Source organism: Pantoea sp. DY-17 (genome assembly GCF_019795975.1).
In the GTDB taxonomy this organism is placed as follows: Bacteria; Pseudomonadota; Gammaproteobacteria; order Enterobacterales; family Enterobacteriaceae; genus Pantoea; species Pantoea leporis.
Genome location: NZ_JAIMIG010000001.1, coordinates 1,872,094 through 1,898,897, shown reverse-complemented (window position 1 = coordinate 1,898,897; position 26,804 = coordinate 1,872,094). Strand labels below are relative to the sequence as shown.

At 55.1% G+C, this 26,804-nt stretch carries 19 protein-coding genes; 11 read left to right on the top strand and 8 right to left on the bottom strand.

Annotated features, from left to right (window positions below):
* Window positions 1-913: 913 nt before the first annotated feature.
* The gene (gene ubiG, locus K5Y33_RS08875; RefSeq protein WP_110866579.1) at window positions 914-1,639 is read right to left on the bottom strand and encodes a bifunctional 2-polyprenyl-6-hydroxyphenol methylase/3-demethylubiquinol 3-O-methyltransferase UbiG; all 726 of its coding nucleotides are present in this window, start codon (window positions 1,637-1,639) and stop codon (window positions 914-916) included.
* A 176-nt stretch (window positions 1,640-1,815) separates the two neighbouring features.
* On the opposite strand from ubiG, the gene gyrA reads away from it, so the two are divergent.
* Together gyrA and rcsC are read left to right on the top strand one after the other, a co-directional pair.
* A complete protein-coding gene (gyrA, locus tag K5Y33_RS08870; RefSeq protein WP_110866580.1) occupies window positions 1,816-4,455 on the top strand; it encodes a DNA topoisomerase (ATP-hydrolyzing) subunit A in 2,640 nt (879 codons plus the stop codon).
* 164 nt (window positions 4,456-4,619) lie between these two features.
* The gene (gene rcsC / locus K5Y33_RS08865) at window positions 4,620-7,475 is read left to right on the top strand and encodes a two-component system sensor histidine kinase RcsC (RefSeq protein ID WP_101763669.1); all 2,856 of its coding nucleotides are present in this window, start codon (window positions 4,620-4,622) and stop codon (window positions 7,473-7,475) included.
* Between the two features lie 50 nt (window positions 7,476-7,525).
* On the opposite strand, the gene rcsB is transcribed toward rcsC, so the two are convergent.
* Genes rcsB through K5Y33_RS08850 form a run of 3 tightly spaced genes read right to left on the bottom strand, consistent with a single transcriptional unit; the run spans window position 7,526 to window position 12,022 of the window.
* The gene (gene rcsB / locus K5Y33_RS08860; protein ID WP_007889370.1) at window positions 7,526-8,176 is read right to left on the bottom strand and encodes a response regulator transcription factor RcsB; all 651 of its coding nucleotides are present in this window, start codon (window positions 8,174-8,176) and stop codon (window positions 7,526-7,528) included.
* 1 nt (window position 8,177) lies between these two features.
* Window positions 8,178-10,844: a phosphotransferase RcsD gene (gene rcsD / locus K5Y33_RS08855; protein ID WP_222233870.1), complete on the bottom strand. Its 2,667-nt coding sequence runs from the start codon at window positions 10,842-10,844 to the stop codon at window positions 8,178-8,180.
* Window positions 10,845-10,867: 23 nt separating this feature from the next.
* Window positions 10,868-12,022 carry an MFS transporter gene (locus tag K5Y33_RS08850; protein ID WP_110866581.1) on the bottom strand — a complete coding sequence of 385 codons (1,155 nt, stop codon included), beginning with the start codon at window positions 12,020-12,022 and terminating at the stop codon, window positions 10,868-10,870.
* Between the two features lie 562 nt (window positions 12,023-12,584).
* Here K5Y33_RS08850 and K5Y33_RS08845 point away from each other — a divergent pair.
* The 4 genes from K5Y33_RS08845 to ompC all read left to right on the top strand — a co-directional run bounded on the left by K5Y33_RS08845 (window position 12,585) and on the right by ompC (window position 19,463).
* Window positions 12,585-14,369, top strand: coding sequence for an Ig-like domain-containing protein (locus K5Y33_RS08845; protein ID WP_222233730.1), 1,785 nt, complete (start codon window positions 12,585-12,587; stop codon window positions 14,367-14,369).
* Window positions 14,370-14,441: 72 nt separating this feature from the next.
* Window positions 14,442-16,574 carry a type I secretion system permease/ATPase gene (locus K5Y33_RS08840; protein WP_222233729.1) on the top strand — a complete coding sequence of 711 codons (2,133 nt, stop codon included), beginning with the start codon at window positions 14,442-14,444 and terminating at the stop codon, window positions 16,572-16,574.
* Window positions 16,571-17,740 (top strand): HlyD family efflux transporter periplasmic adaptor subunit, encoded by a 1,170-nt coding sequence (locus K5Y33_RS08835; RefSeq protein WP_222233728.1) that lies wholly within the window; start codon window positions 16,571-16,573, stop codon window positions 17,738-17,740. The genes K5Y33_RS08840 and K5Y33_RS08835 overlap by 4 nt, the downstream gene beginning before the upstream one ends.
* Before the next feature lie 598 nt (window positions 17,741-18,338).
* On the top strand, window positions 18,339-19,463 hold the full coding sequence (gene ompC / locus K5Y33_RS08830; protein ID WP_101763675.1) for a porin OmpC: 1,125 nt from the start codon (window positions 18,339-18,341) through the stop codon (window positions 19,461-19,463).
* A gap of 24 nt (window positions 19,464-19,487) precedes the next feature.
* On the opposite strand, the gene K5Y33_RS08825 is transcribed toward ompC, so the two are convergent.
* Complete coding sequence (locus tag K5Y33_RS08825) at window positions 19,488-20,051, bottom strand: TetR/AcrR family transcriptional regulator (RefSeq protein ID WP_222233727.1); 564 nt, start codon at window positions 20,049-20,051, stop codon at window positions 19,488-19,490.
* Window positions 20,052-20,144: 93 nt separating this feature from the next.
* On the opposite strand from K5Y33_RS08825, the gene K5Y33_RS08820 reads away from it, so the two are divergent.
* Window positions 20,145-20,600, top strand: a complete 456-nt coding sequence (locus K5Y33_RS08820; RefSeq protein ID WP_217548719.1) for a nuclear transport factor 2 family protein — start codon at window positions 20,145-20,147, stop codon at window positions 20,598-20,600.
* 3 nt (window positions 20,601-20,603) lie between these two features.
* Here K5Y33_RS08820 and K5Y33_RS08815 read toward each other — a convergent pair whose 3' ends face one another.
* Window positions 20,604-20,762: a hypothetical protein gene (locus K5Y33_RS08815; protein WP_168197464.1), complete on the bottom strand. Its 159-nt coding sequence runs from the start codon at window positions 20,760-20,762 to the stop codon at window positions 20,604-20,606.
* Between the two features lie 402 nt (window positions 20,763-21,164).
* Here K5Y33_RS08815 and apbE point away from each other — a divergent pair, with 402 nt between their 5' ends.
* The 3 genes from apbE to K5Y33_RS08795 all read left to right on the top strand — a co-directional run bounded on the left by apbE (window position 21,165) and on the right by K5Y33_RS08795 (window position 25,022).
* Window positions 21,165-22,202 carry an FAD:protein FMN transferase ApbE gene (apbE, locus tag K5Y33_RS08805; RefSeq protein ID WP_222233726.1) on the top strand — a complete coding sequence of 346 codons (1,038 nt, stop codon included), beginning with the start codon at window positions 21,165-21,167 and terminating at the stop codon, window positions 22,200-22,202.
* 11 nt (window positions 22,203-22,213) lie between these two features.
* Window positions 22,214-22,855 (top strand): DNA oxidative demethylase AlkB, encoded by a 642-nt coding sequence (gene alkB, locus K5Y33_RS08800; RefSeq protein ID WP_110866590.1) that lies wholly within the window; start codon window positions 22,214-22,216, stop codon window positions 22,853-22,855.
* A gap of 514 nt (window positions 22,856-23,369) precedes the next feature.
* Window positions 23,370-25,022, top strand: coding sequence for a multidrug ABC transporter permease/ATP-binding protein (locus K5Y33_RS08795; protein WP_110866591.1), 1,653 nt, complete (start codon window positions 23,370-23,372; stop codon window positions 25,020-25,022).
* A gap of 156 nt (window positions 25,023-25,178) precedes the next feature.
* Here the strand turns inward: K5Y33_RS08795 and K5Y33_RS08790 are convergent, their stop codons facing one another.
* Window positions 25,179-25,904 carry a 4'-phosphopantetheinyl transferase gene (locus K5Y33_RS08790; RefSeq protein ID WP_192233300.1) on the bottom strand — a complete coding sequence of 242 codons (726 nt, stop codon included), beginning with the start codon at window positions 25,902-25,904 and terminating at the stop codon, window positions 25,179-25,181.
* Between the two features lie 77 nt (window positions 25,905-25,981).
* Window positions 25,982-26,185, bottom strand: coding sequence for a hypothetical protein (locus K5Y33_RS08785; RefSeq protein WP_008105079.1), 204 nt, complete (start codon window positions 26,183-26,185; stop codon window positions 25,982-25,984).
* Between the two features lie 291 nt (window positions 26,186-26,476).
* On the opposite strand from K5Y33_RS08785, the gene K5Y33_RS08780 reads away from it, so the two are divergent.
* Window positions 26,477-26,797, top strand: coding sequence for a metalloregulator ArsR/SmtB family transcription factor (locus K5Y33_RS08780; protein WP_101763682.1), 321 nt, complete (start codon window positions 26,477-26,479; stop codon window positions 26,795-26,797).
* Window positions 26,798-26,804 lie beyond the last annotated feature (7 nt).

Here is a 26,804-nt window from a genome sequence, read left to right as displayed (position 1 = left end):
GCAATCTCTTCTTAACAAGAGTTGATTTTCACTAAAAAATCGTCATTACCGGCTGGCTAAAATCCTGGATCCGCATGCCGCAAGGCCTGCACTTAGTGTCAACCGCTCAGCACTTTTTTTTCACTTTATGATCGGACGCGTGTTTCTTGCTCAACCACCGCGCTTCAGGAATTTTCTTAGACAAAAAAAGCCCCGACAAGGCCGCCAGCAGCGAACTTATCTAAAAGTGCTTATGAATTTTTTGTGACTTGCTTAGCCTATAAAAAAGGCTGGTACGCGTCTAAAAGGAAATTGATCTGGATAAGAGGTCGCCATTAATGGCGTAATGCTTGCCAGTTAAGAAAGCATGTTGCTTTGAATAGGTAGCGGGCTCTGACACATCTGCTGCGTCACGGGCCGTCCTCGCGCCGCTGGCGCGGTGCCTTCGGCTTCCACGTTGTGCCAACGGACCGTTCGCGGATCGGCCGTCCTGGCCGGCCCCGAACTGCCTCGCGCATCCATGCGCGAGGCTCCTGGCCCAACGTAAAAGCCTCAGCGCTGCGAATAGCCCTTTCGCCGCAGCAGACGCGCCAGCGCCTCTGGCAAATGCGCCCTTTTCAACAACACGCACTGAAGCTTATGAGCAGGCCGGGGACGCTTTTGGGCCGGCAATCCGCAGCGCTGAACGAAGCGAGGAGGCCAGGAGAGCCCGCAGGACGCGGGCGAAAGGCGGAGCCGGGACATGGAAGTCCCGTCTCCGCCGGTCCGTCAGGCAGACGAGAGAAGTGAAGGCACCGCGTAAGCGGCGCGAGGACCGCCGGACTAAAAGTGGCTTCGGCGTGCGCACTCGCCGTTGGCTGAACTTACAAGCATTTCGCCATGAATGGCGGCCCTACTTGGACAGCGATTTTTAGTGATGCGCACCGCGATGACATCACTCCTGACGATGCGTATGAATCATGTAGTTCACATCGACACCGCGACCCAGACGGAACTGGTTGGTCAGCGGATTGTAGTGCAGGCCAATCATATTTCTTTCACGCAGCGGGGTTTCATCCACCCAGTTCAGCAACTCGGCGGGACGGATGAATTTCTTCACGTCGTGCGTCCCGCGCGGCACCATGCGCAGCACATACTCGGCACCAAATACCGCCAGCAGCCAGGCTTTTGGATTGCGGTTGATGGTGGAGAAAAACACTTCGCCGCCGGGCTTCACCAGCTGCGCGCAGGCTAAGACTACCGAGCGCGGATCCGGCACATGCTCCAGCATCTCCATGCAGGTCACCACATCATAATGCCCGGGGTGACTTGCGGCGTGATCTTCCACGGTTTGCTGCACGTAGTTAACGCTAACGCCGCTCTCAAGCGCATGCAGACGCGCCACTTCCAGCGGCTCAGCGCCCATATCCAGGCCGGTAACCTCAGCGCCTTCACGCGCCATGCTCTCCGCCAGAATGCCGCCGCCGCAGCCGACATCGAGCACTTTCTTGCCGAACAGGCCATTACTGTGCTGCGCTATCCAGCCAAGTCGCAGGGGGTTAATACGGTGCAACGGCTTAAATTCACCCTCTAAATCCCACCAGCGGGATGCCACGGCCTCAAACTTGGCGATCTCGGCGTGGTCAACGTTCTGGCGGCTTTCCTGCGGTTGTTCACTCATTGAATCATCACTCCAGACAAAATATTCCCTCAGTATAAACGCTTAACTCACGCGAACGCATCTCTCACGCTCAAGGAAAAGCGGGATTAAGGCCTGGTTAACGTTCACCGAAGGGAAGCAATGTGATATACTTTCGCACCTTTAAATCCGGGATTATGTAGAGGGATAGCGGCTCCATGAGCGACCTTGCGAGAGAAATTACACCGGTCAATATCGAAGAAGAGTTGAAAAACTCCTACCTCGATTACGCCATGTCGGTCATTGTTGGCCGAGCCTTACCCGATGTGCGTGATGGTCTGAAGCCGGTACACCGCCGTGTGCTTTTTGCCATGAGCGAACTGGGCAACGACTGGAATAAACCCTATAAAAAATCCGCCCGTGTGGTCGGTGACGTCATCGGTAAATATCACCCGCACGGCGATTCCGCGGTATACGAAAGTATCGTGCGTATGGCCCAGCCATTCTCCCTGCGCTACATGCTGGTTGACGGTCAGGGTAACTTTGGTTCGGTCGACGGCGACTCCGCCGCAGCGATGCGTTATACCGAAGTCCGCATGGCAAAGATCTCTTCGGAGCTGCTGGCTGACCTGGAAAAGGAAACCGTCGATTTCGTGCCGAACTATGACGGCACCGAGCAGATCCCTGAAGTCCTGCCAACTAAAATTCCTAACCTGCTGGTAAACGGTTCTTCCGGTATCGCCGTTGGTATGGCAACCAACATTCCACCGCACAACCTGACGGAAGTGATCAACGGCTGTCTGGCGTTTATCGAAGATGAAGACATCACCGTTGAAGGCCTAATGGAGCACATCACCGGGCCAGACTTCCCGACGGCGGCCTTCATCAATGGTCGTCGTGGTATTGAAGAAGCCTATCGCACCGGGCGCGGTAAGATTTACATTCGCGCACGTGGCGAAGTGGAAACCGATGCCAAGACCGGCCGTGAAACCATCATCGTGCACGAACTGCCGTATCAGGTGAACAAAGCGCGTCTGATCGAGAAGATCGCCGAGCTGGTGAAAGAGAAGCGCGTGGAAGGCATCAGCGCACTACGTGACGAATCTGATAAAGACGGCATGCGTGTTGTCATTGAGATCAAACGCGATGCGGTAGGTGAAGTGGTTCTCAACAACCTCTACTCGCTGACACAGCTGCAGGTCTCTTTCGGCATCAACATGGTGGCGCTGCATCAGGGCCAGCCGAAGATCATGACGCTGAAAGGCATCATCGAAGCCTTCGTGCGTCACCGTCGTGAAGTGGTTACGCGTCGTACCATTTTCGAACTGCGTAAAGCGCGCGATCGTGCTCACATCCTTGAAGGCCTGGCGATTGCGCTGGCTAACATCGATCCGATCATCGAACTGATTCGTCGTGCACCAACGCCAGCCGAAGCGAAACTGGGCCTGCTGGCGCAGTCGTGGGATCTGGGTAACGTTGCCGCGATGCTGGAACGTGCCGGTAATGACGCTGCACGTCCGGAATGGCTGGAAGCCGAGTTCGGTATTCGCGATGGTCAATATTATCTGACTGAACAGCAAGCGCAGGCGATTCTGGATCTGCGTCTGCAGAAACTGACCGGCCTCGAGCACGAAAAGCTGCTCGACGAATACAAAGAGCTGCTGGATCAGATCGCTGAACTGCTGCACATCCTGCAAAGCGCTGAGCGCCTGATGGAAGTGATCCGTGAAGAGCTGGAGCTGATGCGCGATCAGTTCGGCGACGCACGTCGTACTGAAATTACCGCGAACAGTGCAGACATCAACATCGAAGACCTGATCAATCAGGAAGACGTTGTGGTGACGCTGTCGCATCAGGGTTATGTCAAATACCAACCGCTGACCGACTATGAAGCCCAGCGCCGCGGTGGTAAAGGCAAATCCGCCGCACGTATTAAAGAAGAAGACTTTATCGATCGTCTGCTGGTGGCCAACACCCACGACACCATTCTGTGCTTCTCCAGCCGCGGCCGTCTCTACTGGATGAAGGTCTATCAGCTGCCGGAAGCCAGCCGTGGTGCGCGCGGTCGTCCCATCGTCAACCTGTTGCCGCTGGAAGCCAACGAACGTATCACCGCCATTCTGCCGGTGCGTGAATACACCGAAGGCTTCAACATCTTCATGGCTACCGCGAGCGGTACCGTGAAGAAAACCGCGCTGCAGGAGTTCAGCCGTCCGCGTAGTGCGGGCATCATCGCCATCAACCTGCGTGAGGATGACGAGCTGATTGGCGTGGCGCTGACCAACGGTAGCGACGAAGCAATGCTGTTCTCTGCCGCCGGTAAAGTGGTGCGCTTTGCTGAAACGGCGGTACGTGCGATGGGCCGTTCGGCTTCAGGCGTTCGCGGTATCAAGCTGGCTGAAAGCGACAAAGTGGTGTCGCTGATTGTGCCACGCGAAGAGGGCGCGATCCTCACCGTGACGCAGAACGGTTACGGTAAACGTACCGCCAACAGCGAGTATCCAACCAAGTCGCGTGCGACGCAGGGCGTGATCTCGATTAAAGTCACCGAACGTAACGGACCGGTTATCGGCGCGGTACAGGTGGTGGATGGCGATCAGATCATGATGATCACCGATGCCGGTACGCTGGTGCGTACTCGCGTGTCGGAAGTCAGCGTGGTAGGCCGTAACACTCAGGGCGTGATTCTGATTCGTACTGCGGAAGATGAAAACGTGGTGGGTCTGCAACGCGTCGCGGAGCCGGTGGAAGAGGAAGAACTCGACGCCATCGACGGTAGCGTAGCGGAAGGCGAGGAGGATATCGCGCCGGAAGTGGACAGCGACGACGAAGCACCAGAAGCTGACGACGAAGAGTAATTCGTAACGGCTTTAATAAGCGGCAGGTCAGGAAACTGGCCTGCCGTTTTTTTATCTGAGTTTTCCCCTAAAGGCGCGGGCTAGCTGGCTTTTTAGGGCCGATAAAGCTAGTGTATGGAAGCTTTTCAACATCCTGATAACCTCTTACCGCCAGTGAGCCTCTTTTGAAATATCTCGTCTCCTTTCGCACTACGCTTCGAATTTCGCGCTATCTGTTTCGTGCGCTGGCGTTGCTGCTCTGGGCGCTGGGTGCGCTGCTGACCACTTTCTACATCATCAACGTGCTGCATGAGAAAGAGAACGCGGTGCGTCAGGAGTTTGCCGCCAATTATGGTCAGGCTGAGTGGTACGTGCGCCATTCGGCGGACGTGATGCGCGAGCTGAAATACATCACCGAAAATCGCCTGAGCAGCAGCGCTAATGGTCTGGATGTGCTCAACGGTTTGCCGCCGGGCAAAGGTGCGCTGCCGCAGTTCACGCCGCTATTTTCCGATGGCGACTGCACGTCAATGAGCAATACCTGGCGTAACTCGCTGGACTCGCTCAGCTACTACATCAATTACTGGAAAAGCAATTTTGCCTCGGCGTATGAATTGAACCGCGTGTTCTTCATCGGCGGAGAGAATCAGTGTCTGGCTGATTTCACCATCGGCAGCAACAATTCGGTAGATCGTGAACGTAGCCTGAAAGCGCTGCGCGAACGCGTGCTGCATTATCGCAACGGCAATGAAGAAGAGCGCCGCCAGCCGATGTATTGGATCACCAGCAGCGCGCAGCCGGGCGTCGGCAACTTCTATATGGTGATGCCGGTATATGTGGCGAACAAGCTGCAGGCGTTGCTGGGCGTGGAGCAGAATATTCGCCTTGATGAGTTCATTCAGCCGGGCGGTTTGCCGCTGGTGGCCACCATCACCGATGAAAACTACCGTCCGCTGATCAGTTCGCGTCGTGGCGGGCCGGGCTACTCGCTCGACGATCTGCCGGATAACAGCACCTGGTTCGGCTATCTCGACAGCTATCGCCAGCTGGTGCTGAAAAAGCCGCTGCCGCCGTCGAATCTCAATGTGGTGTGGTCGCTTTCCACCGACGTGTTAACCGATCAGCTCAAGCTGATGCTGATCAACGCGCTGCTACTCAATATCTTAACCGCGGTGATTTTGTTCACGCTGGCGTGGATTTTTGAGCGCCGCATGTTCCTGCCGGCTGAGGAGAATGCGCATCGGCTGGAGGAGCACGAGCAGTTCAACCGCAAGATTGTCGCCTCGGCGCCGGTCGGCATCTGTATCCTGCGCACCAGCGACGGCACCAACATTCTGAGTAACGAACTGGCGCATAACTATCTGACGCTGCTGACGCAGGAAGATCGCCAGCGTCTGAATGAAATCATTGGCGGTCAGCAGGTCAACTTTGTCGATGTGCTGACCGGCAGCAACACCAACCTGCAAATCAGCTTTGTACATTCGCGTTATCGTAATGAAAACGTGGCGATTTGCGTGCTGGTGGATGTTTCGGCGCGCGTGCGTATGGAGCAGTCGCTGCAGGAGATGGCGCACTCGGCCGAGCAAGCCAGCCAGTCGAAATCAATGTTCCTCGCCACCGTCAGCCATGAACTGCGCACGCCGCTGTACGGCATTATCGGTAACCTCGATCTGCTGCAAACCAAAGTGCTGCCGAAAGGCGTCGATTCACTGGTGACGGCGATGAACAACTCGTCGAGCCTGCTGCTGAAGATCATCAGCGACATCCTCGACTTCTCGAAGATTGAATCCGAACAGCTGAAAATTGAACCGCATCCGTTCTCGCCGCGTGAAGTGGTCAATCACATTGCCAGCAACTATCTCTCGCTGGTGGTGCGTAAGCGCCTGGCGCTGTATGTGTTTATCGAAAACGATGTGCCGCTGATTATGGATGGCGACGCCATGCGTCTGCAGCAGGTGATATCCAACCTGCTTAACAACGCCATTAAATTCACGCATACCGGCTGCATCATTCTGCATGCTTACGTCAAAGAGGGTTATCTGGCGTTCCGCGTACGCGATACCGGCGTCGGTATTCCGGCCAAAGAGGTAACGCGCCTGTTCGATCCGTTCTTCCAGGTGGGTTCTGGCGTGCAGCGTAACTTCCAGGGCACCGGCTTAGGGCTGGCGATCTGCGAAAAGCTGATCAACATGATGGACGGCGACATCGAAGTCGACTCCGAACCGGGCATGGGCAGCCAGTTTATCGTGCGTATTCCGATCTATTCCGGTCAGCTGGCGGCGCCACCGCTGCTCGACGGCTTGCAGGAAAAGGCCATCTGGCTGGATATGCGTAATGAGTATCTCGCCAGCTTCCTGCTGCGTCTGCTGCAACAGCAGGGCATTCAGGCAGCGTATTACCACGGCCAGGCGGCGGCTGATGATGTGATCATCAGCGATCACGATGAACCTGCCGCGCAAACTGGACGCGCACATATTCGTATCTGTGGTGAGCACATCGATATGCCGCACGAAACCGCGCCGGGGCAATGGATTCAGAGCAGCGCGATGCTCCACGATCTGCCGCAGCTGCTGGGCCGCATCTACCGCATCAACATTAATAGCCAAACCGCCACGCCGCTGCCGTTAACCGCGCCAAAAGCCGCCGCGACTTTCGAAGATATTATCGTGCTGATTGTTGATGACCATCCGATCAACCGCATGCTGCTATCGGAGCAGCTCGGCACCGTCGGCTATCAAACCAAAACCGCGCAGGATGGCGTTGATGCGCTGAACGTGCTGAGTCGCAACCATATCGATATTGTGCTGAGCGACGTGAACATGCCGAACATGGATGGTTATCGCCTGACGCAACGTCTGCGTCAGCTGGGACATACTTTCCCGGTGATTGGCGTCACGGCAAATGCGTTAGCGGAAGAGAAGCAGCGCTGTATGGATGCGGGCATGGATAACTGTTTGTCGAAGCCGGTCACGCTGGATGTGTTGAAAAGCACGCTGGCGGTGTATGCGGAACGCGTCAGAAAGGGCAGGGTAGAGGCGTAAAGCGGATACTAAAAAAAATGGGCGGTGTCAGAAGACGCCGCCCATTTGTATTACTCTTTGTCGACCTGAGTGGCGCTGACAGAAGAGAGATAGTTCAGCAGCGCGATATCGTTTTCCACGCCCAGTTTCATCATGGCTGATTTCTTCTGGCTACTGATGGTTTTGATACTGCGGTTAAGTTTCTTAGCGATCTCAGTCACCAGGAAACCTTCTGCGAACAGACGCAGTACTTCACTCTCTTTCGGCGACAGACGTTTGTCACCGTAACCACCGGCGCTGATGCGCTCCAGCAGTTTTGCCACGCTTTCCGGCGTATATTTTTTGCCTTTCTGCAGAGCCGCGAGTGCTTTTGGCAGATCGGTTGGTGCGCCTTGCTTCAGTACGATCCCTTCGATATCCAGATCCAACACCGCGCTCAGGATCGCTGGGTTATTGTTCATGGTCAGAACGATAATCGAGAGGTCCGGATAGTGACGTTTGATGTATTTAATCAGGGTGATACCGTCACCGTACTTCTCGCCTGGCATGGAGAGGTCGGTAATCAGGACATTAGCGTCCAGTTTGGGCAAGCTGTTTACCAGTGCTGTTGAGTCTTCAAACTCACCTACAACGTTAACCCATTCAATCTGTTCCAGTGACTTACGGATACCGAACAGAACGATCGGATGGTCATCGGCAATAATTACGTTCAAGTTATTCATCTTATTGGTTACCTTGCTGCAGCAGTTGGCTGACGTAAGCGTCAATTTCACTGGTGGTATTTTTAATGGTTAAATCGTCACATACTTTAATGTGTTGTTCTAACGCTTCACAAAGCTGTTTACCTGAACCCAGATTGAGCATGGCAAACACGCCTTTCAGGCGATGTGCTGTCTGAGCAAGCGAGGGATAATCCTTTTCCGCCGCTTCAGTATACAGTCTCTTCACATCTGGCGGTACTGTCTCGGTAAACAGCTGGAAATAGCCTCCGCTCATTAGCGGCGTGGCTTCTTCATCTTCGCGACTATCCTCTAACAAATCATGAGAAAGTTGCTTTTCAATCAGGGCCAGCAGCGCATCAAGCAGTGCATTACTGAGATTGAAGTTGACCCGGAATTGCTGATCGTTCAACGCGTGATGACCCATTTCGTCACCGGCCAGCAACAGCGCCCAGCCGTTCAGGCGCGCCGGATCGTCGGTCACCAGCACATCATGATCCTGACCAGTTAAACGCTCATCCGAGGTCAGGCATTTCGCTCCCCAGTTTTCGAGGTGGCGACAAACGATCTTGTGTACGTCTTCTACGGCGATATCCACCAACGCGGTCACGCCTTCCAGCAGTTTCTCTTCCTGCTCGCCTTGCTGCTCTAACGCCAGCGGCAGCTGAATATTGTAGCGTGTGCCGATATCGGGTTTAGCGATGATCTCCAGCTGGCCGCCCATCTGTTTGCACAGCTGCTTACAGAGGAAAAATGCCATGCCGGACGCCTGGCCAAAACGATCTTGCGTGGTGTCGCCAAGATAGGGGAAATCGACATTCGCCAGTTCATCGACGCTCAAGCCGGAGCCGGTATCCACCAGCTGCAGCAAGACCTGGTTGGGCTTGTCTTCACTGGTTTTGATCTCCAGCGAAATCTTGCCCCAGCGCGTGGTGGTCAGCGAATAGTGCATCAGCGTGGTCAGCACTTTACGCAGCGCACGACGATCGCCAAAACGCATCTCGTCATTGGCTAAATGGTTATTCACCACCAGCGCTAAACCTTTACGACGCAGCAGCGGCAGGCTTTCCAGCGCGATTTCGTCCAGCATATCCTGCAGGTTGAACACGCTGGCATCAGGCGACCAGTCATGCGCTTCCAGGCGATTAAGCAGCACAATGTCATCCACCAGGCGCGCCAAACCCTGGCTCTCGTCGAGCAGATCGAGCACGCTTTCGTCATCGTCACGCTGGCTAAGTTGTACTAGTTGCTTGACCATGCTTTGCAGTGGACCATTGAGGGCGTGACCGAGGTTATGCATTAACTGCTGACGCATCTGGTGATTACGATCCAGCACCTGTTGCGCCTTCTGCAACTTCTTATTCACCAGTAATTCGCGGTCCTGATCGCGCATCATAAATAGCTGAGTATGCGGCGACAGCACGCTGCGCGCGTGGCGAATTTCATACACTTCGTTATTGATGGTCGCCTGCAATACGCCCTGATGTTGATCGGACATATTGATGATTTTCTGCAGATTCAGGTGCGGTAACAGATGTTCAGCGATTTTATTGCTGAGCAGCGTGCGGTTAGTGGCGAAGTCGTACACCAGCAAGCCGACCGGCAAACTGGCGACGATCTCTTCGTTAAGCATGCGCAGCGAATCCAGCTCGGCGCTCTGATTCTCGTTCGGGCGCAGCGATTGCTGACGCAGCAGCGTAATGCCCGCAATCGACAGTAAAAACAGCACAAGGTTGATCAGCAGCGGCCACATCAGATTATGCAGCGTATCCAGCGCCAGGCTGGTGAGCGGCACGCGATACACCAGCTGCAGCGAAGTGCTAGGCAGCGAGGCGGCGATCTCCAGATTCGGGTTTACCAGCGCCACGTGCGTGCTTTCGCTGCTGGTGTCGTCGCTGGTGGTGGTGGTGGTGGTCGACGTTTGCGTCGCGTCCTGACGCAGTTGGAAGTTCTCCAGCGGCATATTACGCGGAATCAGATCGTTAACCGGCAAATCAAATGCCACCACGGTGGCTAAATGGCCCGGCTGATTGAAAGTGGTGCGCAGGGTAAAGTAGTGATCGTTCTGCCAGGCGAAGTGACGCAGCGGCGAGAAGCTTTCGCGCTCATCCAGCGCATTGGCCTGCTGCAGCATCTCGGCGCGGCGGCTATCAACCAGCGAATTGATCGCACTCTCTTTATAACGTGTCGCCATGTCTTTCAGCGGCAGCGTGGAGATCATAATCAGGCTGTTATCCTGACCATTGAGGAAATACATCGACCAGGTCGGATTTTCCGCGCCCCATAGCGTATCGAGATAGTTGGACATGCGCATGGTCATATCCAGCGTGCTGCTATCGTGCGAACCGAAAATCAGTGCTTCGGTTTTGCGGCGGGTTTTTTCCAGATAATAGACATCCGGGCGCAGGCGGGTTTCCTGAAGATTACTGTTCGGCGACGAACCGGCGGCGCTGGTGGCCAGGTTCTCATAGATCTGCCACGTAGCGAAGCGCGACGCATCGATGCGTTTCTGCATCGCACGCGCCAAATCGGTCATCGCATAGCGCTTCTCTGTCATCCAGGCATTCACGCTGTTGTGCACCATCGCGCCCAGCGCCAGAAAAAGCACCAGGTTAAACACCACGAAAAAGCGCGTTACATTGCCGGATGTCAGAGGAAATTTATAAGGCAGCATAGTGTCTCAGGATCATGGAATTAGCGCGCAACCCGTCGGGCACTGGCAGCGACGGCCAGCAGCAGCAGAGCGATAAGCAAAAATGCACCACTCAGGCTGATCCACTGGGAAATTAATCCGATTAAAGCCGGACCTGAAAGAATACCTGCATAGCCTAACGTTGTCATGGCCGAAATCGCCAGATTCGACGGCATATCGTGTTGATTCCCGGCAGCATTGAACAACATCGGCACCGTATTGGCGAGGCCAAAACCCACCAGCAGGAAAGCCAGCAGCGCAATTTGCGGCCACGGCAGCAACACCGCCAGCGTCATGCCTGCGGCAGCGGCTAACGCACCGGTCAACATCACCGGATAACGGCCGAAGCGCTGAATCACTTTATCGCCGGTCAGACGACCAATGGTCATTGCCACCGAGAACACCGCATAACCTAAACCGGCGTGCGCCGGGCTCATCTCCGGGCTTTGCAGCAGCAATAGCGCGCCCCAATCCAGCACCGCACCTTCGGCAAGAAACAGAATAAAGCAGAGTAAACCGAGGAATGCCACCCAACCGCGCGGAATAACCAGCCACGGCTGATCGGGCTGATGCAGGCGTTCGGTCATCAGCGTCGGCAGGCTCCACACCAGCAGCAGCACAATCAGCACCATCACCGCGCCAACGGCTTGTAACGGCGTCAGGCCGCTGCCGAGTAACAGGCTGACGGAGCCGGCGCCGATAATCCCGCCGAGGCTAAAGAAACCGTGGAAACCGGACATCATCGGCTTGCGTGCGGCTTTTTCCACTTCGACCGCCTGCACGTTCATCGCGACATCCAGCATGCCGAGTCCGGCACCAAACACCATTAAAGTGGCGGCCATCAGCCACATCACATCAAGCGTCGCCAGCAGCGGTAACATCGCCAGCACCACCAGCGTGGAGCACAACATCACCCGACGACCACCGAAGCGCGCAATCAAACCGCCGGTAATCGGCATCGCCGCCAGCGAGCCAATTCCCAGACACAGCAGCAAACCACCCAATGATGCGCCGCTCAATGCCAGACGCTGGCTGGCGAACGGCACCAGCGGTGCCCATGCGGACATGCCCAATCCAGCAATGAGGAAAACGATACGTGTCCCAAGATTGACACGGTGATGCAATTTATTTTGCGGCGCGGCGTCCAGTGCTGTCATAAAGAGTAGTTTTCATTAGCGGGTGAAGCGACGAAGTTTAGCATCAAAGCGCATGTCACACCGCGCATCAGACCCTATCAGATGGCAGCGATTAAACGCCAGAAACAGGCATATTACCGATTTTTTACGCATCGCTGCGCTTTTCCAGAACTTTCCTGGCATGTGCCAATCATTACTGGAGTGACTTAAGTAAAATTTTTTCTGCCGAATGATGCAGTATACTGATGAAAGATTCCGCGCCACATGCGGCCTGGACGTCAATTTTTTGGCGCTGTCGCAAAGCATGCATTTCCGGATTTTCGCCAATAGGCAGCGACCACGTAAAACCGATATGTTAGTCATCCCATCAGCTCCCGATGCGGAATATAGCGAGATCGAGATTATTTCTCCCCCTTTGGGAGAATTTTGCTGTGCCTTATTTTAGTCCTTGTTACCTGCGGGTAACCCGTTTTCATCAGGCGAAGCGGGCCATTGATTAATGGCCTGTATGGCGCACCGGTACGCTTAAAACATTAATAAGCTTAATGACCGTTGCAATACCTTCCCTGTAACGAGGTTACCTATGTCTTCACGTCAATCCGAACAACAATTAGCGGCGATTCTGCACTCTGCGGTCACTCTTTATCCGCTGGCAGACGACACATCATCTTTGCAAACGCGCAGCGTGGATACTACGCCGCCCGCGCCGTTACGTCCTTATGAACCTATTGCACAAGATGGCGTGATTGCCGCATGGGAATCCGGCAGGAATATTCACCTGCGCGGTCGCGCCGAATCTGAGCCAGGCGCCACCGTAACGCTGACCTTTAACGGCGAAGTCTGGCACAGCACGGTAAATAAATGGGGTTACTGGAATGCTTCGATGCCGCCGTCGGTGCTCAACGGATTGTCCGACGGTGCTTATTCGCTGACGCTAACCCTCACCGACAAAGCCGGTAATAGCACCGATACGCAGGTGGGCTTTGGGGTTTACGTGGATAAAACCATCAAGCCTACGCTGACGGTGGATCCGATCAGCGGTGATAACGCGGTCAGCGTGGCAGAAGGCATTTACGGCGTGGAGGTGCACGGCAGCGTTACGCACATGCCGGCGAACAGCCATATCACGGTGATTTTAGCCGGGAAAAAATACTCTGGCGGCGTTAACGATAAAGGCGAATGGACCGCCGCTATTCCTTCACAGGATCTTCAGGCGTTACAGGATGGCGTCTACAGCCTGAAAGTCAGCGCTACCGATCCCAACGGCAAAACCACCGCTTATCTACAGGATGTCACCTTAATTACCCACGTTAGCAGCCTGCCGCACATCAGTTTCGATAAGGTCACGGCAGACAACGTGATCAATAAAGAAGAGAGCCAAAACGATCTCACCTTTAGCGGCGATCTCTCGGTGGTGGTACCGGGCCAGCAGCTGTTGCTGTGCAGTGGAGATGCGGTCTATCACGCGCAGATTGGCAGCGACGGTCACTGGCAGGTAACGATTCCGGCCAGTGAAGTGGCGAGCTTTATTGCACTGGGCGAAATCCGCGTTTATGCGCAGGATGGCGCTGGCAACAGCACTGACGCAATGCTGGAACTGAACGTGGTCACCCAACTGCCAGACATCTATTACGAAATCAATATTGGCGGCGATACCACGCTGAATCAGCAGGAAGCGCAGCACGATCTCAGTTTCTATCTTGAAGGCGTGAAGGAGCTGACGCTCAACGGCAAAAACTACACGCCGGTCAACGGCATGGTCACCATCAGCGCCGAAGATCTGCAGGCGCTGCCGGATGGCGAAGTGTCGGCGCTGGCCACGCGCTGGGATGAGTACGGCAACCACGACACGCAGATTATTGAGAACCTGTTCAACGTTGCCACGCATCAGGTGCCGACCATTACGCTGAATCAACCGTTTGGCGACGGGGTGCTGGATGCGGCGGAGCTGAATAGCTGGCATCTGATTCAGGGCAGCAGTAGCCATCTCGATCAGGGCAGCCTTGTGACGTTGACGCTGGGCGATCAGAGTTACACCGCCACGGTTAAAGCCGACGGCAACTGGGCGCTGACCATTTTGGCGGGTCAGCTGGCACCGCTGGATGATGGCAGCTACCAAATGAAGGTCAGCGCGCAGGACAAAGCAGGCAATGTGGCGACGGCGACGCAGCCGGTGACCATCGATAGCCATGAGGCGGCCGCCAGCGTCAGCAGCGAGCCACTGAATACGCAGCTGGTCGACGCAGGCGACAGCGCCGCCGCTCAACCCAGCGATGCGCGCGCCACGGAGAGTCACTACAACGCCAGCGATAGCAGTTACACCCTCGGCGACCATCTGCAGCAACATCAGGTTCAGAACCTGGCGTAATCCGCCCATCAACCGCTAGCAACATCGGCTAGCGGTTGCCAGCCCACTCTCATTGCTCACGGGACAACAGGGATGACAGCACAACCCTTCAACAGCGACAACGGCATCGCGGCAATGCTGCGCGTGGCGGCACGCTTCGGTAAACCGGCGGACGGCAGCACGCTGCGCCAGCAGATGCGCTGGTTTCAACATCTGGCCCCAACGCAACAGTTAGAACGTTTAGCCGGGCTGCTCGGCCTGCATTTAGTGCTGGTGCCGCACAGCAAACTGCGCTGGCGGCAGGAAATTGTGCCGGTATTGCTGCTGCTGGAAAACGGCAGCGTGGCGTTGATAGAAGAGGTGGATAGTAACGGTGGCGTACGTTACTGGCTGAGTGAAAGTGGCGATGTGGTGCGCGCAGGTCAGCTGCAGGATTTGCTCATGCAGGCGGACATACAGGTTGGCGTCGTTGGTGTGGCGGCGCGGGCGCGTGATGCGCGCATCGATGAGTTTGTGCAGCCGTATCAGCCGCACTGGTTCTGGCATCACTTTCGTGGCATGAAGCGGCGCATTGCGGAAATCAGCCTGGCCTCGCTGGTCGGCAACGTGCTGGCGCTGGCGGGCATTCTGTTTTCCATGCAGGTGTACGATCGGGTGATTCCGGCGCAGTCGCAGCCAACGTTGTGGGTGCTGTTCGCCGGCGTGGTGCTGGCGGCCGCCATTGAGTATCTGATTCGTCTGATGCGCACCCAGGTTTCTGACCTGATGGGCAAACGCATCGATCTGAAAATATCCGCCATGCTGTTTGCGCGGGCGATGAACATCCGCAACGAAGCGCGCCCACGTTCCACCGGCTCCTTTATTGCCCAACTGCGTGAAATTGATCAGGTCCGCGAGCTGCTGACCTCCACCACGGTGAATGCCGCCGCTGACTTGCCGTTTGTGCTGCTGTTTCTGCTGATCATGGCGTCGATTGGCGGTTGGCTGGTGCTGATTCCGTTACTGGCGATCCCGCTGATTGTCATTCCTGGCTTGCTGGTGCAGATCCCGATGGCGCGTCTTGCGCAGGAAGGGTTGCGGGAAAGCGCGCTGCGTCAGGCGGTGCTGGTGGAAACCTTAGAAGGTGTAGAGGATATCAAAGCGCTGCAAGCGGAACCCTATTTTCAACGCCAGTGGGAGCAAACGCACGAAGTTAGCGCGGCCATCAGTAATCAGCAACGTTTATGGGGTGCGCGCCTCACCGGTTGGTCGGCCAGCGTGCAGCAGCTCACCTATGCCGGCATGTTGGTGTTCGGCGTCTATCTGGTGCTCGACAATCAGATCACCACCGGCACGCTGGTGGCGTGCAGCTTGCTCTCATCACGCACCATCGCGCCGCTGATGCAGCTCACCATGGTGTTTTCGCGCTGGCAGCATGCGAAATTGGCGATGAAAGGGCTGGATGAACTGTTAAAGAAGCCGCTCGACCAACCCGATCACGCCACGCTGGCGCACTGTCCGGTGCTCAGCGGCCACTATCTGCTGCAAAACGTGCATTACCGCTACGAAGAGGAGAGCGGTAATAGCGTGCTCAACATACCGCAGTTGCAGATCGCGCCCGGCGAACGCGTGGCGATTCTCGGTAAAGTCGGCGCGGGCAAATCGACGCTGCTGAAGATGCTGGCCGGTCAGGCGCGCGCCAGCCAGGGCAAAGTGCTGGTGGACGGCGTCGATCTCACCTGCATCGATCCGGTCGATCTGCGGCGTCAGCTTGGCTGGCTGTCGCAGGATGCGCGGCTGTTTTTCGGCACGCTGCGCCAGAACCTGATGCTCGGGAATCCGCATGCCAGCGAGCAGGAGATGCTGCAGGCGCTGCGCATCAGCGGCGCGTTAGCTTTGGTGCAGCAGGACGCCGCCAGCCTCGATCGCATTATTCATGAAGGCGGACGCGGCTTGTCCGGCGGTCAGCGGCAAATGGTGCTGCTCAGCCGGTTGATTCTGCGCCAGCCGCAGGTGGTTTTGCTGGACGAACCGACCGCGGCGATGGATGAACAGCTGGAAGCGCAGGTGATTCGTCAGCTGGCGCAATGGGTCACCGGGCGCACGCTGGTACTGGTCACGCATCGTCCCGCGCTGCTGCGCATGGTTGATCGCATCATTGTGATGGATAATGGCCGCATCGTGGCCGATGGCGCGCGCGACGAGATTCTGCGCCACGCCGCCAGTAAAAAAGGAGATGCGGCATGAGCGTGGTGCTGTTGGATAAAGATCTGACGCGGCGTGAGCGTCGCACCTCGGCGATCATCTGGCTGTGCGTGGTGGCGCTGCTGCTATTTCTGCTGTGGGCGTACTTTGCGGTGCTGGACGAAGTCACGGTCGGCATCGGCAAAGTCACGCCTTCCAGCCGCGCGCAGATCATTGATAGCCTTGATGGCGGCATCGTCAAACAGCTCAATGTGCACGAAGGCAATATTGTGCAGCGCGGCGAGGTGCTGGCAACACTCGATCCCACGCGCTTTCAAACCAACTTTGGTGAGGCGATTGCGCGGGTGCGCACGCTGCGTGCCTCCTCTGAACGTTTACAGGCCGAGCTCAGCGACACGCCGCTGAAGTTCAGCGCCGATATCCTGCAACATCCCGAACTGGTGGCGCGCGAAACGCAGCTCTATCAGGCGCGGCGGCAGAATTTTGTCGAGACCATCGGCAATTTGCAGCAATCCCTTGCGCTGGTGCAGGCAGAACTCAACGTGACGGAGCCGCTGATGCTGCGCGGCGCGGCGGGTAAGGTGGATGTGATTCGCCTGCGTCGCCAGGTTAGCGATCTGCGCGGCAAAATCGACGAAGCCCGCAACGATTATTACGTGCGCGCCCATGAAGAGCAGGTGAAGAACAACGGTGAGCTGGATGCGCAGCTGCAGGTGGCGGCAGGGAAACAGGATCTGCTGACGCGCACTACGCTGAGTTCGCCGGTGCGCGGCATTGTGAAGGATGTGCGCGTCACCACCGTGGGCGGCGTGCTGGAGCCGGGTGGCAAGCTGATGGAGATTGTACCGCTGGAGGATCAATTGCTGATTGAGACGCGCATCAATCCACGCGATATCGGCTATATCCGGCCGGGTTTACCCGCGGTGGTGAAGATCACCGCCTACGACGCGTCGATTTATGGCGATCTGCACGGGGAAGTCGAAACCGTCTCGCCTGATACGCTGCAGGACGAAGTACGGCACGACGAGTTTTACTATCGCGTCTATGTACGCACGCAAAAAGCCGAGCTGACCAATAAAAGCGGCCGCAGGTTCGCCATCATGCCCGGCATGGTGGCGAATGTTGAGATTAAAACCGGTCAGAAAACCGTGATGGATTATTTGCTTAAGCCGCTGAATAAAGCCAGGGAATCACTGCGTGAGCGTTAACAATATGCACCGGCTATTATTGCAGCGATCTTTGTTACGTGCCGAAATTAACATTGCCGATTTAAGGCTATGAATTGAACAAAATGTGCGAAAAGAGACAAATAATGCGCGGCAGTTATTGTGGTTAATTTAACCCGCGTAATTAACTTTACGCAATATAAGGCGATGTCTGAATTGCGGGCAAAAAAATGCCGGACCATCTGGTCCGGCGGGAAATTAGGGTAAATCAAAACATTCGGGGTGAATGAAGGTAATAATGAAATAAATGATGATAGCGGGGATAATTGTATGATCTGGATGGGTTTGAGTTTTGTCATTCAGTGCGGAAATGTAACTCATGTAATTTGATGTTTTTAAACAATTAAAATATATGTTGTCAAAAAGTGCTATATTTTTTACCTATCTGTGCTGGTTATTAGTTCCCCTGAATTTACATCCTGAAATAACTATTTAATACACTGAAACAGTTTTGGAAATTTAGTAGCATTTTCGTGATAGATTATTGCCCAACATAAAATAACAATGGCTTGCCGGCTGAATTTTTAATCATTCAGTTCGCAGTGGCAAAAATAAAGGCACATTAAAGAGGGTAATAAAAATGAAACGTCGCGTTCTCTCCCTGATGATTCCTGCATTGCTGGTGGCAGGATCAGCAAGCGCAGCTGAAATTTACAATAAAGATGGCAACAAATTAGACCTCTACGGAAAAGTGGACGGTCTGCATTATTTCTCTGACAACTCTGGCTCAGACGGTGACCAGTCTTACCTGCGTTTTGGCTTCAAAGGTGAAACTCAGGTGACCGATCAGCTGACCGGTTACGGCCAGTGGGAATACCAGGCTGCACTGAACACCGCAGAAAGCGAAGGCACCGCGAACAGCTATACGCGTGTTGGTTTTGCCGGTCTGAAATTTGGTGATGCAGGTTCATTCGATTACGGCCGTAACTACGGCGTGATGTACGATCTCGGCGCATGGACTGACGTTCTGCCAGAGTTCGGTGGCGATACCTACGGCGCGGACAACTTCCTGTTCCAGCGCAGCAACGGCCTCGCTACCTATCGTAATACCAACTTCTTCGGTTTAGTGGATGGCTGGAACTTCGCGGTTCAGTATCAAGGCAAAAACGATAACCCAACCGAATCTACTGGCTCTGGTCGTGATGTGTTGGGCGAGAACGGTGACGGCTACGGTCTGAGCACCACTTACGATCTGGGTTCAGGTTTCGGTATTGGTGCAGCGATGTTCCAGTCTGACCGTACCAATAACCAGAACGGTAACAATCCACGTACCGCCAACATCCTGGGTCGCGGTGATAAAGCCGAAGCTTACAGCGGCGCGCTGAAGTATGACGCTAACAACGTTTACCTGGCCGCAATGTACAGCCGTTCATACAACGCAACGCGTTTCGGCGCCAGCGATAGCGGCACCGTTTACGGTTACGCCAACAAAGCGGATAACTGGGAATTGGTGGCGCAGTACCAGTTCGACTTCGGCCTGCGTCCATCTCTGGCGTTTGTCTCTTCTCGCGGCTCTGACATCGAAGGTTACGGCAGCCAGAACCTGAAGAAATACATTGATGTAGGCGCAACCTACTACTTCAACAAAAACATGTCGACCTACGTTGATTACCAGATCAACCTGCTGGACGACAACAACTTCACCGACGCAGCCGGTATCAATACCGATGACGTCGTAGCACTGGGCTTGGTTTACCAGTTCTAAGGGTGATGGAGCGTGACTTGCCGGTCACGCTCCCGTTTTCAGCAGCGCATCCAGCGCGGCACGCAGCACGTCGACCACCCGTTCCGCCTCCTCGCCAATCTGTACCTGCACAATCGCGCCCTCAACCAGCAACACAATCTGCGCCGTTTTGACCTGCTGATCGGGCATCAACTTGTCGCTGATCGCCTGCGCCATCTCACGCTTATGTTGACAAATCAGTTCGCTGGCTTCCGCTAACGTGTCGCCCAGCTCCGCAGCGGTATTGATAAACGCGCAGCCGCGATAATCGTCATCCCTGAACCAGCTCAGTAACGCCGCGGGCAGCGCATCGATCAATGCCGCATGTTGATTCAGCGCATGGCGAAACGCCAGCATCCAGCGCTGATGGCGCTGCTGTAAAAACGCCAGCACCAGCGCATTCTTCGCTGGAAAGTGACGATAGAAAGTCACTTTGGTCACGCCCGCTTGCGCAATCACCTTATCCACACCGGTGGCGCGAATGCCTTGTTGGTAAAACAGCTGCTGCGCGCATAGCAAGATACGATCGCGCGCGGAGGCGGTGGCATCAAAGATCAGAGGCTCAAGCATAAAAATTCCTGTGTTTGCATGTAGACAGAATTGTCTACATACGGCAGGATGAATCAAGTAGACAGACCTGTCTACATCATAGGGAGAAATAACATGCTGGTGCCACCGTTCAATCAACAAACCGCATTACAGAAAGTCCGCATGGCGGAAGATGCCTGGAACAGCTGCGATGCGCAGCGTGTTTCGCGGGTGTACAGCGAAGATACGCGCTGGCGTAATCGCAGTGAATTCGTCAATGGACGCGCAGAAGTCGTTACCTTCCTGCAACGTAAGTGGATCAAAGAGTTGGATTATCGACTGATCAAGGAGTTATGGGCGTGGCATGAAGATAAGCTGGCGGTGCGCTTTGCCTATGAATGGCATGATGACAGCGGTAACTGGTTTCGCAGCTATGGCAATGAGAACTGGCACTTTGGTGCCGATGGTTTGATGATTCAGCGATTCGCATGCATCAACGATCTGCCGATCAGCGCAGATCAGCGTCTTTTCCACTGGCCAGCCGGCACGCGCCCGGACGATCATCCGGGCCTGAGTGAGTTGGGACTGTAGCGGTTACTGCATACCACGCCATTTTTTGGCTTTGGGTGCCGGTTGCGGCGGCGGGTTGGTGATGGCGCTCAGGCTGCCTTCCATCGCGACACCCGCCAGCGTAAAGGCCGAGAAGCTCAGCCAGTGCTGCCATTTACTGTTTTGTGTTTTGCTATTTTCCATTCTGCACCTCGCTGAAGTTCAACTCATCTTCAACAATGCAGCATTCATGCCAGCGCACCGCTCTCAGCGCCACGCGGCTTGTAGCGACTTTGCTACACTGCGCCAGCGCTGAAGCGGTGCAGAAGGGTGATTTTCTGGTGCAATAATTTAACGTCGGCGTGCAGGATAGTGCTGAATCAGGCGATGGCGGTAAGTCTGCCAACATTTGAAACTGCCATAAATGAACAGCCCGGCGGTTACGGCAATAATCATATAAATCATCTGATGCTCCTGTAGGCATAACGTTGCAGGAACCGGTTATCCTGTGTCAGCGTTTATCGAACATCAAGCAGCTTTAGACTGCTTTACAAGCGAGTTATGCTTTGTAATTGGCTGTAGTAATGGGTTACAGATGAGGAATTGATGCGTTTTCAGAACATTCTGCTAATTAGCCTGCTGGCATTAGGTTTCAGCGGTTGCGAAAAAAACAGCAGCCAACCTGCGATGGTACTGGAAGGCAAAACCATGGGCACCGTGTGGCGCGTCAGCGTCGCCGACGTTGATCCGCAGCGTAAAGCGGCGTTGCAACAGCTGATCCAGCAACAGCTGGATCGCGATGACGGCGAACTCTCGACGTGGAAAAGCGATTCGGTGCTGTCGCACTTTAATCAGTATCAAGGCAACGCACCGCAGCCGGTAAGCGCTGACATGGCGGACATCGTCACTGAAGCGCTGCGAATCGGGCATAAAACGTCGGGTGCGATGGATATCACCGTGGGCCCGCTGGTCAATCTGTGGGGTTTTGGCCCGACGAAGCAACCGGCGCATACCCCCAGCGAGGCTGAAATCGCCGCTGCTAAAGCGCGGACCGGTTTGCAGCATCTGCGCGTGATTCAGGGCGTTAACGGTCAATGGCTGCAGAAAGATCTGCCCGGCCTGTATGTCGATCTCTCCACCATGGGCGAAGGCTATGCCACCGATCATCTGGCGCGTCTGATGGAGCAGCAAGGCATCACTGATTATCTGGTTTCAGTGGGCGGCGCAGTATTGAGCCGTGGCGTCAATGCTAATCAGCAGCCGTGGCGCGTGGCGATCCAGAAACCCACCGATCGCGAAAACGCGGTGGAAGCGCGCGTCGATCTGCAAGGGCATGGCATCAGCACCTCCGGCAGCTATCGCAACTATTATGAACTGGATGGCAAACGCATTTCGCACGTCATTGATCCGACTACCGGAAGACCGATTGAGCACAAGCTGGTGTCGGCAACGGTGATAGCCACCACCGCGCTGGAAGCGGATGGCTGGGATACCGGTTTGATGGTGCTCGGCAGCGAACGCGCTAAAGCGTTAGCGGTGAAAGAGCATCTGGCGGTCTATTTGATCAGCAAGCAGGGCGACGGCTTTACTCACTGGATGTCGCCGCAGTTTAAAACCTTCCTCATCGATCAGGCATCTCAATAAAGGAGGCGCACATGCTGGATTTATTTAGTGACGAAGCGCCGTGGCAGGAACCGCTAGCGGATGGCGCGGTGATTCTGCGACGTCGTGCCCGCGAACAGGCCGACGCGCTGCTGGCGGCGATTCACGATATCGCCGCGAAAAATCCCTTTGCCCATCGCATCACGCCCGGTGGCCATCGCATGTCGGTGGCGATGACCAACTGTGGTGATTTTGGCTGGTCCACCGATTCGCGCGGCTATCAATATACCGAGCAAGACAGCAACAGCGGACACCATTGGCCGCCGATGCCCGCGCTGTTCCGCGAGCTGGCGCAGCAAACTGCGCGCGAAGCGGGCTTTGCCAGTTTCAACCCGGATGCCTGCCTGATTAACCGCTATGAACCCGGCGCAAAACTGACGCTGCATCAGGATAAAGATGAGAAGGATCTGCGCCAGCCGATTGTGTCGGTTTCACTGGGATTGCCTGCGGTATTCCAGTTCGGCGGTTTCGAACGCGGCGACGCCACCCAGCGCGTGCTGCTGGAACATGGCGATATCGTGGTGTGGGGCGGGCCATCGCGCCTGCGTTATCACGGCATTCTGCCGCTCAAACCTGGTATTCATCCGCAGGCAGGCGCGTTCCGCTACAACCTGACCTTCCGCCGTGCTTTTTAGCGCATTTTCGTCTCGGCGCAATTAATTTGGAATGCATGTTGTTAAGCCATTGATGAAGGCGCTGGCCGGTGCCACTTTTGGTCCGGCGGTCCTCGCGCCGCTTACGCGGTACCTTCACTTCGCTCGTCTGCCTGACGGACCGGCGGAGACGGGACTTCCATGTCCCGGCTCCGCCTTTCGCCCGCGTCCTGCGGGCTCTCCTGGCTTCCTCGCTTCGTTCAGCGCTGCGGATTGCCGGCCCAAAAGCGGCCCCGGCCTGCTCATCAACTTCAGTGCTTATTATTGAAAAGGGCTCATTTGCCAGAGGCGCAGACGTGTCAGAGCCCGCACAGATAATGCATTTTCAAAACAAAATACCTTCTTATCTGACAAGCATTTCGCAATAAATCGCGCCGCTACCAAACGAGCGGCGAGAAACATTTTACTCAGGCAAATTTGAGATGAGAATTATTCTTGCTATCAGCCAAGCCGACATTAAACTGCAGGCTGCTTTATTGACCGCTGGAACCCTTTGATGGCATTGCTGCAAGTCGTTTTTCGCCAGTACCGCTGGCCTTTTATTGGCGTCATTCTTCTTACATTGTTAAGCGCCGTGCTTGGTATTGGTTTGATTGCCTATATCAATAATGAGCTGATCGTCGCGGTGAATACTTCGATTTCGGTGCTGCCGAGTTTCCTTGGCCAGCTGTTCCTGCTAATGGCGGTGACGCTCGGCTCCCAGCTGGCGCTGACTATGCTCGGCCATCACTTTGTCTGGCGGCTGCGCGGCGAATTCATCAAACGGATTCTTGATACGCGCGTGGAGCGCATCGAACAGATTGGCAATGCCCAGCTGCTGGCCGGACTCACCAGCGATGTGCGCGCCATCACCATCGCCTTCGTGCGTTTACCCGAGCTGATTCAGGGCATCATTATTACGCTCGGTTCGGCGCTTTATCTCGCCTGGCTCTCGCCAAAAATGCTGTTGATCACCTGTCTGTGGCTGGTGGTGACGCTGGTTGGCGGCTGGCTGCTGGTATCACGCGTTTATCAGCACATGGCTAAGCTGCGTGAAATCGAAGATGACCTGTATCGCGATTTCCAGACCATTATCGAAGGGCGTAAAGAGCTGCAGCTTAACCGCGAACGTGCGCAGCTTATTTACGACAGCGTTTATCAGGAGAATGCCAAAAGCTATCGCCACCACATCGTGCGCGCCGATACCTTCCACCTCAGCGCGGTGAACTGGTCGAATATCATGATGCTCGGCGCGATTGGCATCGTGTTCTTTATGGCGAACGGGCTGGGCTGGGCAAATACGGCGGTGGCGGCAACTTATTCGCTGACGCTGCTGTTCCTGCGCACACCGCTGCTGGCGGCGGTCGGCGCCTTGCCAACGCTGCTCAGCGCGCAGGTGGCGTTTCGCAAGCTCAACAGGTTTGAACTGGCGCCCTATGAAGAAACGTTCAAGGCGCTGCCAAAAGTCAGCGACTGGCAAACGCTGGAGCTGCGCGACGTCTGCTTCCACTACGGTGAGCACGGATTCCAGGTTGGGCCGATCAATTTGACGCTGCGCCGCGGCGAGCTGGTGTTCCTGATTGGCGGCAACGGCAGCGGAAAATCGACGCTGGCGATGCTGCTCACCGGCCTCTATCAGCCGCAATCGGGCAGTTTGCTGCTGGATGGCAAGGTGGTGGATTGGCAAAACCTCGATGCTTATCGCAAACATTTCTCGGCGGTGTTTACTGACGTGCATCTGTTTGATCGCCTCATCGGCGATCAAGGGCAGCCAGCCAATCCTGCGCTGGTGCAGCAGTGGCTGGAGCGTCTGAAGATGCAGGACAAGCTCAAGCTGGAAGGCAATAGAGTGCTTAATCTGCAACTGTCGAAAGGGCAGAGCAAACGTCTGGCGCTGCTGCTGGCAGCCGCCGAAGAGCGCGATATTCTGTTGCTCGACGAATGGGCGGCGGATCAGGATCCGCATTTCCGTCGCATCTTCTATCGTGAGCTGCTGCCATGGTTACAGGAATCGGGTAAAACGGTGTTCGCTATTAGTCATGACGATCACTACTTTATTCACGCCGATCGCTTGCTGGAGATGCGCGAAGGTCAACTAAGTGAGTTAACCGGTAACGAACGCGAGATGGCAACGCTGGATGCGGTGCAACGTACCGATACCGGCCATTAACGCCAGCCGGGAAAGCTTAGCAAAAACCCTTATTGGGCAAGAAGTTGCGGAGTGAGTAAAGTCACTCCCAGCAGAAATCCTCGTTTCTGCGTCCCTGGAACACTTTTCTGTCGTCTTATGTTGTCACCGGCTCAGGTTTATTTCTGAGCCGGTTTTTTATTTTGTCGGGAGCGGATGCGTCAGCAGCGTAATCACGCGATCTCCAGCCAGCCAAAAACGCGCCTGCAGCAGCGCTTTGGTGGTGAAATACTCATCAAAATCTTGACACAACCGCAGCGTTGCACGGCCTTGCTGCACGTCCAGTTCCAGCACTTCCGCCTGAAGAAAATCCATTGGCTGATGCAATTGCGGCCACAGCGCTTTGTACACACTCTCTTTCAATGAAAACAGCAGTGTAGCGGCCTGGGCAAAGGGCATAGGCCGCGCCAGCAGGCGCTGTTTTTCCGCCGGGCTCATCAACATCCCAGCGGTTTCATCGGCGGTTTCCTCCGCCATAATCTGCTCAACATCCACACCCACGCACAGTGGCTCGCGCGTCGCAGCCATCACCGCAACGCTGTGCGTATGCGACAGCGACGCCTGAATGCCGGCGGGCCACAACGGTGAGCGATCGGGCGCATTACACAAAACAAAGTGCGGTAAACCGAAGTGCGCAAAGTTTTGCTGCACCAGCCAGCGACTCGCCAGATGCTCGGCTTTGCGTTTCGTCACCGCGCTCTGAAGCGACGCGGGCAGCGGCAGTTGCCACGCCTGGTGCAATTCAGCATGCCAGTGATGTTGATCGAATTCGCACCAGGCGATCGGCAATGTATCCAGCGACATGCCAGCAGCGCGGATAAACGGGGAAGAGGGCAGGGCAAGCGGCGTTTCAGAGGCGAACATAAAAAATCACGGCTGACGGAAAACGTAGTTTTACCAGCCAGCCGGATGGAGAGCAAGCCAAAGGGGCTCGCCTACTTTTAGTTATTTGGCGGAATAGCCATGCCTTTAATCTGCACCACGAAGTGCTGATGGCCTTTGGTGATGCGCGCACCGCGATCGCACCAGCGCGAGGCGAGACGGAAGAAATCGTCGCTGCCGATATCGTAAGCCAGTTCAACTTTATTGATACCCGAGTGCAGGAGTTCTTCCGCATCCTGCAGGTTTTTTGCTTTGATGACCATAATGGTTTCCATCGAAAAAACAAGAGCTGTAAGAGTAAGAGAAGTCTGTGACAGTTTTGTTTCAATTTGATGAAGCGCTGTAACATTTATCCAGAAATGTGATCTGGCTCGGGTTGAGTTGCTTTCGGTAAGTTACTGATTAAAAGCCAATAATCAGCATTTCTTTGGCGATAATCTGAGAATGCTTTATTGCATGGAAAACATATGAAATCGCCAGACTTTATATTCTGCCTTTACTTCCAACACATATGAATTACCATATGTAATAGATTTTTACTGGAACCTGGCCCAATGCTCCCTGTTCAACTTTTCAAACTGCTTGCCGACGAAACGCGTACGACGATCGTTTTATTATTACGAGAAGCCGGAGAGCTGTGTGTCTGCGATCTCTGCACCGTTACCCAACAATCACAGCCAAAGATTTCACGCCACATTGCTTTGCTGCGCGATGCTGAGCTGATTCTGGATCGACGTGAAGGCAAGTGGATACACTATCGCCTTTCTCCGCATATGCCGGCCTGGGCTGCATCGATTATCGATACGGCCTGGAATAGCCAGCGTGAGGAAGTGCGTGAGTCGCTGAAGAACGCCGCTGCTACGGGTTGTGAATAATCATTAA